14 protein-coding genes are annotated in these 15,551 nt (G+C 52.7%); 8 read left to right on the top strand and 6 right to left on the bottom strand.

All coding sequences use genetic code 11. From position 1 onward, the window contains the following. The first annotated feature begins 26 nt into the window (after positions 1–26). The 7 genes from P2W70_RS11670 (at position 27) to P2W70_RS11640 (ending at position 8,971) form a co-directional block, all read left to right on the top strand. Positions 27–2,003, top strand: coding sequence for a carboxypeptidase-like regulatory domain-containing protein (locus P2W70_RS11670; protein ID WP_276481637.1), 1,977 nt, complete (start codon positions 27–29; stop codon positions 2,001–2,003). Continuing rightward, on the top strand, positions 2,000–3,427 hold the full coding sequence (locus P2W70_RS11665; RefSeq protein ID WP_276481636.1) for a hypothetical protein: 1,428 nt from the start codon (positions 2,000–2,002) through the stop codon (positions 3,425–3,427). The genes P2W70_RS11670 and P2W70_RS11665 overlap by 4 nt, the downstream gene beginning before the upstream one ends. Before the next feature lie 43 nt (positions 3,428–3,470). Next, on the top strand, positions 3,471–5,441 hold the full coding sequence (locus tag P2W70_RS11660) for a tetratricopeptide repeat-containing sensor histidine kinase (RefSeq protein ID WP_276481635.1): 1,971 nt from the start codon (positions 3,471–3,473) through the stop codon (positions 5,439–5,441). 4 nt (positions 5,442–5,445) lie between these two features. After that, the gene (locus P2W70_RS11655; RefSeq protein ID WP_276481634.1) at positions 5,446–6,123 is read left to right on the top strand and encodes a response regulator transcription factor; all 678 of its coding nucleotides are present in this window, start codon (positions 5,446–5,448) and stop codon (positions 6,121–6,123) included. A 114-nt stretch (positions 6,124–6,237) separates the two neighbouring features. After that, positions 6,238–7,560 (top strand): MFS transporter, encoded by a 1,323-nt coding sequence (locus P2W70_RS11650; protein ID WP_338119833.1) that lies wholly within the window; start codon positions 6,238–6,240, stop codon positions 7,558–7,560. Next, positions 7,548–8,156, top strand: coding sequence for a CDP-alcohol phosphatidyltransferase family protein (locus P2W70_RS11645; RefSeq protein WP_276481633.1), 609 nt, complete (start codon positions 7,548–7,550; stop codon positions 8,154–8,156). Before P2W70_RS11650 ends, P2W70_RS11645 begins: the two co-directional genes overlap by 13 nt. Positions 8,157–8,197: 41 nt before the next feature. After that, positions 8,198–8,971: a hypothetical protein gene (locus tag P2W70_RS11640; protein ID WP_276481632.1), complete on the top strand. Its 774-nt coding sequence runs from the start codon at positions 8,198–8,200 to the stop codon at positions 8,969–8,971. Between the two features lie 41 nt (positions 8,972–9,012). Here P2W70_RS11640 and P2W70_RS11635 read toward each other — a convergent pair whose 3' ends face one another. From P2W70_RS11635 to P2W70_RS11625, 3 genes are read right to left on the bottom strand one after another with little or no spacing between them, the layout of a single operon-like run. Beyond that, positions 9,013–9,459, bottom strand: a complete 447-nt coding sequence (locus tag P2W70_RS11635) for a VOC family protein (protein WP_276481631.1) — start codon at positions 9,457–9,459, stop codon at positions 9,013–9,015. A 23-nt stretch (positions 9,460–9,482) separates the two neighbouring features. Continuing rightward, a complete protein-coding gene (locus tag P2W70_RS11630; RefSeq protein WP_276481630.1) occupies positions 9,483–10,232 on the bottom strand; it encodes a helix-turn-helix domain-containing protein in 750 nt (249 codons plus the stop codon). Between the two features lie 44 nt (positions 10,233–10,276). After that, positions 10,277–10,921, bottom strand: a complete 645-nt coding sequence (locus tag P2W70_RS11625) for an FISUMP domain-containing protein (RefSeq protein WP_276481629.1) — start codon at positions 10,919–10,921, stop codon at positions 10,277–10,279. A gap of 156 nt (positions 10,922–11,077) precedes the next feature. Between P2W70_RS11625 and P2W70_RS11620 the strand changes: the two genes are divergently transcribed. After that, the gene (locus P2W70_RS11620) at positions 11,078–11,857 is read left to right on the top strand and encodes a PLDc N-terminal domain-containing protein (RefSeq protein WP_276481628.1); all 780 of its coding nucleotides are present in this window, start codon (positions 11,078–11,080) and stop codon (positions 11,855–11,857) included. 76 nt (positions 11,858–11,933) lie between these two features. On the opposite strand, the gene P2W70_RS11615 is transcribed toward P2W70_RS11620, so the two are convergent. The 3 genes from P2W70_RS11615 to P2W70_RS11605 all read right to left on the bottom strand — a co-directional run bounded on the left by P2W70_RS11615 (position 11,934) and on the right by P2W70_RS11605 (position 15,489). Continuing rightward, positions 11,934–13,298, bottom strand: coding sequence for an alkaline phosphatase family protein (locus P2W70_RS11615; protein WP_276481627.1), 1,365 nt, complete (start codon positions 13,296–13,298; stop codon positions 11,934–11,936). A gap of 190 nt (positions 13,299–13,488) precedes the next feature. Continuing rightward, positions 13,489–14,772 carry an MFS transporter gene (locus P2W70_RS11610; protein WP_276481626.1) on the bottom strand — a complete coding sequence of 428 codons (1,284 nt, stop codon included), beginning with the start codon at positions 14,770–14,772 and terminating at the stop codon, positions 13,489–13,491. A 3-nt stretch (positions 14,773–14,775) separates the two neighbouring features. Next, a complete protein-coding gene (locus P2W70_RS11605) occupies positions 14,776–15,489 on the bottom strand; it encodes a MarC family protein (protein WP_276481625.1) in 714 nt (237 codons plus the stop codon). Positions 15,490–15,551: the final 62 nt, after the last annotated feature.

The following is a 15,551-nucleotide window of genomic DNA, read 5'->3' as shown; positions in this document are numbered from 1 at the left end:
ACATCAATCATCTTAAGTTTCCCGCAATGAAAAAGATATTCCACTACTTACTGCTGTTCACCCTCCTCGCCTACGGCTGTCGCAAGAACGACAAAACAGGCGACAACAACAACCAGCCGCCCATACCCGGCCTGCCCAAAGAAGGCGTACTGGTCACCACCAGTGTGTTTGGCCGCATCGTCGATGAACAGGACAAACCGCTCTCCGGTGTCACCATCACCGGCGGCGGTAAAACCACCAGTACCGATGAGAACGGTATCTACATGCTCACCAGTATTCGCCTCGACGAGGCACGCGCCTACCTGGTAGCCACCAAACAAGGCTATTTCAAAGGCTCGCGCATCTTTCAGCCGAAGAAAGACGGCATGTCGAAACCGCCACTGATCAAAATGCTGGCTATGAAAAGCATCGGAACCATCAGCGCCACCACCGGCGGTGCCGTGGAGTCTACCGGCGGTATCAAGATAGAAATACCAGCCAACGCCATTCAGGGTTACACCGGCGTCGTCCATGTAGTCGCCAACTACATCAACTCCACCAGCCCCGACTTCTTTGCCCGCATGCCCGGTGACCTCGCCGCCGACAATGCCGACAACAAAAGAGGGTCACTCGTCTCTTACGGTATGTCGAACCTCGACCTGCTCGACGACAAAGGCAACAAGCTCACCATCAAAGCCGGACAGGAAGTAACCGTCACCCTGCCCGTGCCGCAAAAGCTGCAAAGCTCGGCTACCCCTACCATCGATATGTGGTACTTCAATGAAGAGAAAGGCATCTGGCAACAGGAAGGCAAAGGCACCTACCAGAACGGCAAATACATCGGTAAGGTCAAACACTTCTCCGTGTGGAACTACGACCACTGGAACCCACTCATGATACTGCCGATGATCCTGCGCTGGATCATTCCCAATATCACCAGCATGCCACCCGAAGACATCGACAACATCGCCAACAACCCGCCCGACTTCATCCTCAACGTGCGCGATAAGCAAACACAGACCACGCTTTACACCAATACCTTCCCTACCCCCACGCCTAACCCCAACCGCAATCCACCCGGTGGCACTACGTCTGTTACCTTTCCATTGCCCAGCATGACCACCGAAATGGAAGTGACGGTGACACCCGTGCAACCCGGGGGTCCCGACTACCCCACCAATCCCAACTACACCCCCACCGGTGGCGAAGTTCCGCCGGCTGCACCCACATACGCCGAAGAAGGGCAAAGCGTTACCATTACCGTCAGGCCCACCAACCCGCCTTCTACGATCACCATTACCGTTCCTCCGCAAAGCAGCGGCGGCGGTGGCAACGGCGAAACGGTTGTCAACGTGAATGGTAAAGCCGTCAATTGCAACAACCAGCCCATCACCACCGGCTATGCCTTCCTCAGCATGCGCAGCGGCAACACCATCGTGAAGAGCACTACTGCCCCCATCTATGGCAATGAAGGACGCTTCACCGTACAATACCTGTTTGCCCGCGCCCTCACCAACCGTGTCGACAACGTCGTACTCACGGTATTCGATGTCGCTACCGGTAAGCGCAGCCAGGACATAAAGATCAATGTCAATCCTTCCGTGGCACACATGATACAGGAGCCTGTGAAAGTGTGTGAAACGCCTGGCACTGGCAATCCCGGAACAGGCGATCCAGGAAAGATCTTCCAGGGAGACTACAACATCGGCAACGCGGAAAACCTGAAAGCCTTCATCGACTCCGGATATACTGCGGTCAGTGGCACGCTCTATATTTCCAATCAATCGGACTTAAGCGGCATCGTGAAATTGAAGAAGCTAGGAGGCCTCGCGCTGGAGCGCAATACGATCACCAGCCTTGGTGGCCTGGCAGAACTGGAAGAACTATCCTACCTCAAGATCTCCGCCAATGGCCAATTGCTCAATGCCCCCTTTCCTAAACTGGCCAGTAAGACCTTGCAGGCGATCGTCATCACCCACAACCTGACACTAACGCGCTCACCCTGCCATCTATTGAATCGGTGAGCCCGCTGACCAATGGCAGCATCACCATCGTCGGCAACCCATTGTTGAAAACCTTCTCCATCCCCAACCTGAAGTCGGTCGACAAGTGTGGGAATATCGAGATCACCAATACCCTGCTGCCCAACCTCAATATGTTTGCCAATGCCAGCGGTACGCTCGGTGGCTGGGGACTTACCCTGGTCGACAATCCGGAAATGACCTCGGTGGCCGGCATGAAGAATATAGTTGCCACGGCCCGCCTCACCATCGATCAGCATCCCAAACTGACCAGTCTGGAAGGCATCAATATTCCGGCCGCGATGACCGACTGGGTCAGCATTACCAGAAACGATCTGCTCACCGATATCACGGCCGTGAGCAACAAACTCCGGTCGACGGGAGGACTCTCCATCAACCAGCATAAAGTCTTGAAGACCGCCAACTTCCCGAGCTACGAAAAAGGCAACCTGACCTGCAAAGACAATGGCGAACTCACCAGCCTCACCCTGCCCAACATGAAAGAGGCCGACGCCGTTGACCTCAACCACAACGTCAAACTGGTCACCATCAACCTCAACGCCCTGGAAAAAGTACCCAATAGCTTTTACCTGTGGGGAGGGTATGAAACCACGCAGGCCCTCACGAGCTTCGACCTGCCCGCACTCAAGACCTGTGGCCGGTTTGTGATCGAGAACTGCCCCGGCATCACCAACCTCGATGGCTTCAACAACCTGGAAACCGTCAGCGGCGACTTCACCATTTCCCTCGGCAATATTCCCGGCGCCAATGCGAAGCTGAAGACCATCAATGGTTTCAATAAACTCACCGGCGTCAAATACTCCCTGTTCCTCGAATCCGCTTCGGCTGCCGGATACACCGGACCACTCAATGCTATCAAAGGATTCAAAAGCCTGAAGTCCGTAGGCGCCATGTTGCACATCGGTGGTAAAAACCTCACAGATATATCCGGGTTTGCCAAACTTGAATCCGTCGGTCAGGACCTGCGTGTCGTACAAACGGCGCTGACCGACCTGAGTGGTTTGGCTAAACTTTCCTCTTCCGGCACCAACGAAAACCGTTTGATCTACATTACCGACAACAGCAAGCTCACTTCGCTGAAAGGCCTGAGTTCCATCACCACCGTCATGGGGTTGTTTATCACGCGCAATCCCGAACTGGTGGACATCGACGGACTCGAAAAGGTGAAATCACTGCGTTGGGGCATCACCATTGGGCAAAACGATAAGCTCGCCAGCCTCGCCGGACTGGCCAATGTAGAAGGAACAACCGCCAGCATCAGCATCACCGAGAATAAAGTGCTGAAGAACTTCTGCGGCATCACCAAACTCGTGAAATCTGCCGCCATCCTGAACGGCTATGGTGTAATCAGTAATGCCTATAACCCCACCCAGGCTCAAATAATCGCCGGACAATGCAGCCAGTAACCCATAAACCGGTATGTTTGATGAACAATAAGCAGTATACCCCATGACGCGCATCGCTGCTGTCCTGATCATACTCCTCGCTTCGTCGAAAGGGCTCGTTGCCCAGACACACACGATAGACAGCCTCCTGCAGGCTGTCTATCGTGCCGGCAACGACCGTGACCAACTGACTGCCATGCTCCACCTCTGTGAAGAATATGCCAGCATCAACCGCGACACCCTCGATCACTATAGTTTTCGGGCGAGGGCATTGGCAGCACAGACCGGTGACAAACGATCAGTAGCACAAGCCGAGATCGCGGTTGCCAATGATTACTTTCGCTGGGGATGGATCGATAGTGCCCTCGTCACCATCGCCCCCGTCGTAAAAAACCACCAGGTCACTAATGCCGAAGAAAGGCCCCTGTATTTTAAAGCAGCCCGCCAACAAGCCCTGTATTATGGCAGCCACAGCAAGAACCAGGAGGCACTCACCATACTGTACAGGATCGTACACGAGGCAGAACAATACAACGACACGGCTGTGATGGTCGCCAACATGAATACCATCGGGTCGATCGATCTCTCGCGGGAAACGCCTGCTACCGCCCTGCCCTGGTTTCGTACGGCGCTGGCCAAACTGGGCAACACCGCATACTTCGATCCTATCCGGGCTTCGATCTACATCAACCTGGCACAAGCGCACCGCATGCTGAACCGGTCCGACTCGGCAGTTTACTACGGCGAACAGGGCATCCGGCTGATGCGGGCCAGTCACAATCTCAACAACCTCGCCCTCTCCCTGCAACGGCAATCCGATATTTACCTGCAGGCCGGACAGATCGATAAGGCCGAGACCGCCTTACAGGAAATGATCGACGTGCGGCAACAACTACACGATGATGCCTGGGTCGATGACAACATTTCCCTCGTCAATTTCTACATCACCACGAAACAGCTCGATAAGGCCATTGCTTTTTGCCAGGAAAAACTGCAACGCGGCGATGTGCGCAACGCGCCCAACGGCCCCTCCCGCACCTATACCAACAAGCTGGGTATGCGGATCGGGTTTTACGAACTGCTGGCCAGGTGTTACAAAGAAAAAGGCGATAGCCATGCCTATGAAGGCATGCTGGAACAGATCATCCTGGCCAAAGACTCCCTGGCCAATGCCGAATCTGAACTGGCCATAGCAGAAATGCAAACCAAATACGCCGTACAGAAAAAAGAGAATACCATCATTCAACAACAACTGACTATTGCTCAAAAGAACAATATCCTGCTACTCGGCGTGAGCGCCGGCGCCATTGTGATCGTAACTGGTTTCATGTTGTTTCGCGACTTCCGTAAAAAACAACGACTGCGTATGCAACAGGCCATCGAGCAGGAAAAGCTAACAACAGCCAAAGCCATTGCCGATGCCGAAGAGAACGAACGCAAGCGGATCGCCGCCGACCTGCACGACAGCCTCGGTGCCTATGCCGCCTCCATCGCCTCCAATGTAGACATCCTGCAAACCAATGGCATCAGCGAGGACAACAGGACCGCGATGCACGAACTCAACAGCAATTCACAAACCATGGTAGCCCAGTTGAGCGATACCATCTGGGCCTTGAACAAAGACACGTTGTCACTGACGGCCATCAGCGACCGCCTCAAAGTGTTTCTGCATCGTATCCGCAAAAGTCACCAACACATCGAAATGGAGGTGATCGAAAAGATCGGTCAGGATATTTCGCTGCCACCCACACAGGCCTTTCACCTGTTTCAGGTAATACAGGAGGCCGTCACCAATGCCGTGAAGCACAGCGGTGCCAACCTGATACAGGTACACATCGAAGTCAACAGCAGCTGGCAGATCAAAGTACAGGACAATGGACGCGGCTTTTCCCCCCTTCAAACAACCAAAGGAGGAGGACATGGGCTGAAGAATATGCAGGCCCGCGCAGCTGCCGCAGGCTGGACGCTCGGCTGGACAAACGGAGTCGCTACCGGAACAACCGTACGCATTGAACCCATCCACCATAAAAACTGATCACATGGAATTCAGGATCGCGCTGACAGAAGACAATGCCGTGAACAGGAACACCTTTATGCAGAAGCTGAAAGTATCCGGCCGTATGGAACTGGTGTTTGTCGCGCACAATGGCAATGAATGCCTGGAAGAATTAAAGGGGCTGCCACACAACAGCCTGCCGGAAGTGATCTTCATGGACCTTGAAATGCCAGAACTCGATGGCATCGAAACCATCCGCCTGGCCAAGACGCTGTTTCCACACATACAGTTTATCGTACTGACGGTATTTGATGACGACAACAAGATCTTTGAAGCCATTCGCGCTGGTGCATCGGGGTATATCCTCAAACATGAACCCGCTGCCGTGCTGGAAGCGGCCGTGGTAGAAGTACTACAAACAGGAGGTGCTCCCATGAGTCCGGCGATCGCCCGCAAAGCCTTGCAATTGCTGAGCCGCGCCACCAACCCCGCGCCCGACCAGACACAAACGCAAGAACTGCCCGTCAATATCACGGAGAGAGAACAGGAGATACTGCAGCATATGGTGAGCGGATGGGACGCGAAAAGGATTGCGTCGGAACTACAGGTCAGCGTGTTGACCATTCGCAAACACATCGCCAATATCTACGATAAATTACACGTCAACTCGCGGGCGCAGGTCATTTCCCTCGCCCATAAACATAAATGGCTGAAAGGGTAAACAGGCCCGGCAGCGGGATGCCCGTGATCTGCATACAGGCCCCGCTGTTTTTTTAACATTTCTACTGCAAAAAGAAACGACAGGAGGCGCTGCACCATTTGATCAAGTAAAAGAATCGCCTTATTTTTAGCAGCAGCCAAACCCCGCATACTGCAAAGCAAACCTACCAAAACGATCAAAGCCTGGTGCTGGTACGACTGGGCCAACTCGAGTTACTCACTCGTCATCACTTCGGCCATCTTTCCCAGTTATTTTTTAAGTCTGACAACCAGCGGTACGCAACCTGCCTGGTGGCAATCGATCGGTAATTCAGTACTGTATGCATACCTGTATTCGCTTGCCTCGTTGATGATCTTATTGCTGAGTCCCTTGTTTGGGTCTATTGCCGACTATGCCGGCAACAAGAAAAAGTTCATGCGCTTGTTTTCCTACACCGGTGCCATTAGCTGCGCGGGGCTCTTTTTCGCTACCGGCGAGTCGATGGTACTCACTGGCGCACTATTCCTCGTATCGAGCACCTGCTATAGCCTGGGTGTAGTATTTTACAACGCTTATCTGCCAGAGATCGCTGCACCCGCCGACTACGACAGCGTAAGCGCCAAAGGATTCGCCTGGGGTTACCTGGGAGGCCTGCTCGCACTCATCCTTTGCCTCGTGCTGATCCGGTTTGCCGAACCACTTGGCTTCCCCCGCGACAGCATAGCGTCGGCACTACCGGTACGGATCACCTTTGTGTTGATCGGGGGCTGGTGGTGGCTGTTTGCGGCGTACGCCTTCAAGGGACTTCCACCCGATAGCAACACCCAACCGATCACCCGCACCATCATCGCACAATCTTATGTCCGCATCGGCACAGCCTTCCGGCAGGCACGTGGGCACCGCATCATCGGGCTGTTCCTCCTGGCCTTTTTCTTTTACAATATGGGGGTGACCACCATCATGGGCATGTCAAGTGTATTTGCCACCAAGACCCTGCACCTCACCACCGAACACCTGATCGGTGTCATACTGGCCTTGCAGGTGCTCGCCATTGCCGGCTCCTGGCTGTTTGTAGAGGTAGCCAACAGGTACAATAACATCATGGCGGTAAGAATTGCACTAATCCTGTGGGTGGTGATCTGTGGTATTGGTTACTCGGTACAAAACCTCACACAGTTCTATGGCATGGCCAGCCTGGTGGGCCTCGTAATGGGCGGCACACAGGCCTTATCCCGTTCTGCCTTTGCGACCCTCATACAGGGAGAGCAACATGAATATGCCACCTGGTTCAGCGTATACGATGTGCTGGATAAGGTAGGTGTGGTGGCCGGCACTTTTTTATTTGGATGGATCGAATGGCTGACCGGCTCCATGCGCGCCAGTGTAGCCACCCTCAGTATATTTTTCATCACTGGACTTATCATACTCTTATCAATCAAATCACCGTGGAAAAAATAAAACGCTCCATTCCCTTTGCGCTGATCCTGTTCCGCCTCCTGTTGGCCCCCGTCATGCTGCTATGGACTGTACAAACCCACCAGAGCGGCTGGTTCCTGGTAGCTTGCCTTTGGGCTGGCTTGCTGTCCGATATATTTGACGGCATCATCGCCCGCAACCTGGGCGTTGCGGACAACCGGTTACGCAAATGGGATGGCAATGTCGATATTGTGTTCTGGCTGGCAGCAGGCGTTTGCGTGTGGATACTCAATGGCCAGCTGATGAAAGAACATATTTACTGGATCGTCGCCCTTTTTGTATTGGAGCCCATCTCCGACCTCATCAACTTCGTCAAGTTCCGGAAAAGTGGTTGCGCACACAACTGGACCTCCAAAACCTGGGGACTCTTTCTCCTCGTCACCTTCACCAGTTTCTTTGCCGGTCAACAGCCTGTTGTACTGTTCCGCATCTGCCTGGCACTGGGATTGGTCTCCCAACTGGACCGGATCATCATCTCTTCGCTCCTGCCCAAACCGGAGTGCGATATACCTTCCTGTTACCATGCCTGGCTACGCCGGCAGGGAAAGACATTCAAACGCTACAAACTGTTCAATTGAAATCTTACCTTTAACCACAATGGCAATCGCCACATCGTGCTATGAACAAATTTTACCTCTACCTACTACTTTTACTACCATTCGGTGCCCAGGCCCAGCAATATGTGTTGTTCGACACCTCGACGATCAACTACAAATCAAAGCTGATCGGTTATTACAAGACCGACCCCTACAGCGACAAAATGGATTTCATCATCGATAATCCCGACGATATCAAGGAACTGATCGTCAGTTTTACAGCGGGAGCTGAACAGGACCCACAAATGCCACGGGATTATTATATTGTCACCTTGTCGCAGAACAACAACGAGGTAAAATCCTGGACCTTCGACATGGTCCGTGGTTGTACCCTGTATGAAGGACGCAGCTATGCGTACGATGTCAAAAAGATCAGGAAGCTCGCCAAACAAAACCCTTTACGGGTGAAAGAGGTCACCGCCACCTTCAAGACCAATGAAGAAGCCGAGCAATTCCTGAAAAAGCAACAACTCGATCGCAACCTGCTGTATTCAAAACTCAACAAAGTACGGCACGAAGGACAATTCACCCTGAGAGTACCACGCCTCACCACCGATCCCAGGATCAGAATAGCCACCGACACGGTGCGCAAACAGTTATCACGGCTGGCAGCTCCCGGTACGTTTACCGTACTGTATGTCAACAACCGCAGTGTTGCGGCAGACAATAAGCACTACACGTTTACGATATACAGTAAAAAAGACACCTACGACTACCTGGATATTCCCAAATGGGAAAAAGGCAAATGGGGCGCCATAGAAGCCACCGTATTCCTGTACTACCGGAAGTATAAATAGCTGGATTGGCAGGCAGTGGGTCAATAGCCTACTTGTTTGGCCTACTCTGCCGTGTATTGTTTGGCATTTTCCTGCAATCCCTCCGACCATTGTTCTTTGGGCAATTCCGAATACAGTTCAAAGAGATTGTTTTCGGTATCCCGGAAATGCACCACCCGGATGCCCCAGGCAGCCATATCCTGCGGGGTATCGATAAACACCACGCCTTTCTGTGACAGCTTGGTGTAGGCATCCTGCACATTGTCCACCTGTACCAGGATCATCGTACTATCCCCTTGCGCACCAGCCTGTTTGGCTTGATAACCGGGAAGGGCCATTGCCATCAGTTCGGCTTTGAAAATGGCGATTCCCGCTCCATCTCCCAGGCTGAAACTGGCAAAATTCTCTCCTGGTTTCCCCCAGGTACAGGTCAGTTCGAGGATGTCATGGTAAAAAGCATAAGCTCTGTCGAAGTCATTCACGAGAAGTGTGATATTGTTGATGCGCATAGTCGGTGATTGTAACCACAAAGCTACTCGGCAGGCAGGATCTTCAATTGTAAAAAACGGTCGTTTTTATTCTGGTACAATTCCAGGGGGCTGCAGCCGGTAAGTTTCCTGACGTATTTGATAAAATGTGACTGATCGAAGAAGTTGCCGGCGGGATACAGTTGTCCTTTCCTGATCTGCCGGAAAGAAGCGAAGAGCTTGAGAATGGTACAGTATTGTTTGAGCGAGATCCCAAAACGTTCATTGCAGTACCGATTGATCTGCCGGGCCGACCAAAATACCTGACACGCGTACCAATCGATGGTTTGCTCACCCCCAGTTTGATGCAACAGATCAAACAATTGCTGCTTTTTTGCGTCCACTGGCTTACCGCCCGCCAGGATGGCAACCATTACCTGGTCAAAATGGGCGACAGCCGCCGGCTGGTTGGTCATATCTACCTGGTGGGCCTCCCAGTAGTCCGTGGCTACGGATCGCTCACCATCACAAATAGCAGCGATGGATTGACGGAAAAGATAGTCCACGGCCAGCAAACGGAAGCGGATCGCAAAGGACTGGCTGCCGGGCTCGATGGTAACATCGACCGGCCTGGTCCACAATCCTGTCAGCGACGCCTCGATAATCTTACCAGCCTTCAGGTGAAAGATCAGGTCAAAGCAGCCGTCGGGCAGGATGGTAAAATCAAGTGGTTGTGGTGTAGTATTCTCAAACCACCAGTAGTTGCTGACAAAACCGGCAAGGCGGCTATCGGGCTGAAATTCCTGGTAAACCATGTATAAGTGTAACGATGAAATGTATAGCGAAGGTAGTATATGAATTATTTCCCTCGCACACAACGCACCGATAAAGCCTCTTCCTTTTCGCCGTCCGTTTGCAGGTATAATGCTTTCGATCCTTTCGCGAAATTGCCATAATAAGCCATCGAGCTATCCAGGGAAGTAGATGTCCAGTAGAAGCCATGGGCCTCCCCCCGCGCATAACCGCCTTCCGGCGCTCGGCCTCCACCCAGTACTGCCTCAAAACCAGCGGCACCACCTGTCATCAGTTGCTGAAAGGCCAGCCTACGCGCCGCCATCGTATCACCGCTGAAACGTCCCTGCAACAAGGTCAGGCGCTGCCACTCGGCCGCGGTAGGCAATCGCCAATCTGATCCCAGTAAAGCACATCCGGCTCCTGCCTCCTTCCACGTATACAATCGTCCGTAACGGGCACACTGCGCTGCTGCATCGTCGTAACAAAAAGAACCCGGCAATACCGTTTGCAGGTTGACGGTCATCCATTGTAGCCCATCCTGCATCGTTTTTACTGCGTAGTGGTGTCCTTGCTGGTCCACCACCACCGTATCACGAGCGACGGGCGCTACAGCAACCGCTGGTTGCCCATGAGCACGATCATTGCTCAGCATCGATACGAACGTCATTGCGACGATTGCCCAACAGGATGGACTGGCTGCACTTTCCATGACAAAAAGTTTTAATAAATATACAATTAATATCAGCCAGGGACTGATGAATCGTCGTAGCCGCCTGATACTGGGCAGACTGGTGGGCGCAAAGGAAGTACCCGCCAGGAATTATCAGCCTATTGTGGGCAACTACTATTTGATCATTCACGTCTGATGTATATTTTTGGCCCCGACCCTACAACCCAAACCATGTTCCCTTTCTTCGACACCAACTTTTACTACATCACCGGAGCCATACAGGTTATTTGTGTTATCCATTGCATCCGCAAAGGCAACCAGCAAAAATGGATCTGGATCATCGTGTTTCTTCCCCTGATCGGCGGCATCGCTTATATTTTCACGGAAATGTTCAGCCGGCGGGATGTGCAACAGGTACAGGCCAACCTGGGCTCTATCCTGAACCCTACTGGCACTGTTCGTAAACTCGAGGAGAACCTTCGTTTTTCCGATACATTCAACAACCGCATGGCACTCGCCGATGCCTATCTCGCTACCGGGGAAACCAGTAGAGCATTGGACTTGTACGAAGGCAGCTATACGGGCGCCTTTACAGAAAACGAAGACCTGTTGAAACAGCTCATCATCGCTTACTCGCTCCAAAAGCAGTACGAAAAGGTCATTCCCCTGGCAAAGAAGCTGTATAAAACGCCCTCCTTTGCCCGCTCCAAAACACATATACTCTATGCCATTGCGCTGGAACATACCGGCAACAGCCAGCTGGCCGACCAGGAATTCAAAGGCATGAATGTTCGTTTCTCTTATTTCGAGGCCAGGTACGAATATGCCCAATTCCTGCAACGGGCAGGTCGTGCACAGGAAGCCCGGGACGTGTTGAAGGCCCTGATCGACGAAGCAGGTCACCTGAGCCCACGCGAAAGAAGCCTCAACCGCCAGTGGATCGGCCAGGCCAAGGAAGAACTCCGGCGCGCGTAGTGGCCAGCATTCGTTGCACAAAAAAGGCTGCCCTTGCGGAGCAGCCTGTCTTCTTCTTATATATCGTTCACAAAAACTACTTGGTCAGCACCCCGTTCAGCAACAGACCGTCGCCGGCCGGCATTTCGAGGTTCAGCAGCTTGCTGATGAGTGGCGCTATATCCACCAGTCCCATACGTGGTATGACAGCACCCTTTTTAACGTTCTTACCGAATACGACAAAACCGGTTTGTATTTCTTTGAAGTCGGGGAAGAAACCGTGTGTACCGCCCTTGCCAGCGCGAACGAATTCGCCGGCAGCAGCACCACTGAAGGTATATCCCTGCTGACCAGCCAGCGCAAAAGCAGCGGTAGCATCGGCACCTACTGCATCCAGCTCTTCACGCGACTTGATGAGGAACGCATTTCGTTGAGCAGCCGGTAACGCGTTAAGCAGCTGCAATACCTTATCTTTTGTTTGTTTGTCGTTCTTGTCTTTCAGTTGCAGAAAGGCGCCACCACCAGACGGATGAAAATAAGCCTTCCAGTTCTCGGGTTTCTTCGGATCATACAAGCCGGCCTGTGCCAGCAATACATTCGGAGCCAGCGCTGCATAGATGTCAACAAAACCGTGATCGCCAGTAACGATGAAAGTGGTATTCTTTTCAATACCGGCTTTTTGCACCGCTTCCCGAATGGTTTTGATGGCGCGGTCTACACCGGCAATGGCTGCACGGACTTTATCGCCATCACGGCCCTGCTCATGTTCGAAGTGGTCGACCGTGACGAGGTGCACGGCCAACAGGGAAGGTTTATAGGTACGGATCAGGTAGCCGCTCATGCGGGCCAGGTTTTCATCGATGCCCAGGTAATCACCGTTAAAGTCGATCTCTTCTAGTTTACCCACGGCGTTTTTTTCCAGCTCTTCGTACAAGCCCGGCGGGTTGGCATGTTCCTGCAAAGCCTTCGTCATCACACGCTCGGCTCCTTTCTTCGCAGGCAGGTACCAGTATTCGGGAATGTTATAGGTAGCAGGGCCGCCTACCGATACAGGCCAGAAAACAGAGGCTGTCTTCAGTCCTTTCGCTTTTGCGACGCTGAATACCGTAGGCACCTTGATATTTTCGTATTGCCAGATCCAGTTGCCGGTAACACCCAAGGGCTCTGAAGGCACGTTATAATAGATACCATGCTTCAAGGGTTTTACACCGGAGATCATCGTCGTATGCGAAGGATAGGTAACCGTCGGGAATACACCATCCACCCCATCGGCGTAAGATCCCTCGGCCATGGCCTGGCGCAGGTGCACCATGTTCCAGGAAGGGTCCTTATAGAATTCTGGACGAAGACCATCGATACTGATGAGGATCACGTGTTGATCGGGAGTAGCCTGCTGTGCCTGTTGGGCTTGCAGCGGCCATTGTGCTGCCAGGAAAGCAGCAGCCAGGAGCGTTTGTTTCATATCAAAAATAGGTCAGGTGGCAGATCAGGTAACAGTTCGTTAACCGGGCGCGAAAGTACAGGTTCTGCCACAGGATCACCACTACACAGTATGAACTTTATGTTAAGAGCAACACTTGCATCCATCATTACGCGGTACCCTAACACTTGCTGTATTCCCTCGCTGCCTTGTTGCCTCGGTGCCTTGATGCCTATATCTTCGAAGTATGCTTCGTATCCTTCATCGTCACATACACCAGCAACGAAATGCCGATACAAACCGTGATGTACCAATAGAACCACGATTCATGACCGCCATTCTTCAGCCACAACGCCACATATTCGGCGCTGCCACCAAAGATGGCTACCGTAAGGGCATAGGGCAAACCCACGCCCAGCGCCCGCACCTCGGCTGGAAACAACTCTGCTTTTACCACTGCATTGATGCTGGTATAGCCGCTGACGATGATCAACGCCGCCATCAGTAGCAGGAAGGCGGTGAACAGCGATGTCGTATGGCTCAATGCCGTCAGCAACGGCACCGTACACCCTACGCCCAATATCCCGAAGCCCATGAGCAACGGGCGGCGGCCAATGCGGTCACTCAGGCTGCCAAACAGGGGTTGCAGGGCAGCAAACAACAATAGGGAGATAAAGGACAGCATCGTACTTTGTTCCTTGCTCAGGTGTACCGTATTCACCAGGAACTTTTGCATATAGGTGGTATAGGTATAAAAGGCCAGGGTGCCGCCAAGCGTTAGCCCCACCACCGTCAGGATGGCTTTCGGATGCTTCAACAACTCTTTGACCGAACCTTTTTTCACATCGGCCTTTGCACCTTGTTGCTGGAAAGAAGGTGTCTCCTGCAAACTGCTGCGCAGGTAGAGTGCTACCACCGATAAGATGGCGCCGATCACAAAAGGAATACGCCAGCCCCAATCGTGTAGTTGGTCTGTCGTCAGGAGGCGTTGCAGTATGAGTTGTATACCCAGGGCGATCAGCTGACCGCCGATCAGCGTTACGTATTGAAAGCTGGAATAAAAGCCGCGGCGATTGCGGGTAGCCATCTCGCTCAGGTAGGTGGCCGACACACCGTATTCGCCACCCACGCTAAGGCCTTGCAGCAATCGCGCCACCAACAGGATCACCGGCGCCAGGATACCAATCGCGTGAAAAGTGGGTGTACAGGCGATCATCAGCGATCCCAGCGACATCAGCAACACCGACCAGGTCATGGAGATCTTGCGGCCACGTTTGTCGGCCAGCCAGCCAAACAACCAACCACCGATGGGCCGCATCAGAAAGCCGAGCGCGAAGACCCCGGCCGTATTCAACAACTGCGCCGTGGCATTGCCGGTGGGGAAGAAAGATCCGGAAAAATACAGGGCAAAGGCGGCATAGGCGTACCAGTCATACCATTCCACAAGATTACCGATGGATCCGCCAATGATGGCCTTCAGCCTGTCTACGGAAATACGCTCATTCGATGCTTGCATAGCCTAGCCTTTCAGGTTATTGCTCACTTGTTTGATAAAATCTTCTACGCCACCAAACAGGATCTGACCGCCGATACAAAGCAGGATGAATGAGAAGATCTTCATGATCACCTTGCGCATCTGAAGGGTGAGCCTGCCCAATACAAAGTCGGTACTGCCGTAACAGATATACACGGTGAAAGCGATCAGGATGATGGCCGTGATCGCCCCGGCAAACTGCAGCATGCTATTGGCACTGTTGCCCCGGTGCACGAGCGATTCGGCACTGATGGTGAGGGCTACGGAGATGGTACCAGGCCCCACGGTAAAGGGAAAGGTAAATGGATAGAACAACTTGCTCTTATAGGCTTCAAAGCCACGCATGCTGTTGGCCATCTTTACTTTTTCGTCGCTGTCGTTGGCGTCTTCATCTTTTGTCAGTGAGCGCCAGCCCATAGCCAGGATGACCAAACCACCGCAGATCTTCACGATCGGCACGGTGATACCAAACAATTTCAGGATATAGATACCCCCCAACAGGATCACAACAAGCATGATGCAGGCATTGATGGCCACTTTACGGGCCATCAGGCGACGTTCCTTACCATCCGCGCCGGGCGTAATATTGTAAAACAACACCCCCGAGCCGATCGGATTGATGACGTGAAACAACGCCACGTACGTGAGCGGAATGATGCTGGCGAAATACTCCAACTGGGCCATAAAATTGTCGGGCATGGCCCAAACCTAGCAAAAAACCGGTAACAGGCAAGGGATTGTGCTGAAAATCACAGCACATA

The organism is Paraflavitalea pollutisoli, assembly GCF_029360705.1.
Classification (GTDB): domain Bacteria; phylum Bacteroidota; class Bacteroidia; order Chitinophagales; family Chitinophagaceae; genus Paraflavitalea; species Paraflavitalea pollutisoli.
This window is presented reverse-complemented; position numbering and strand designations above follow the sequence as displayed.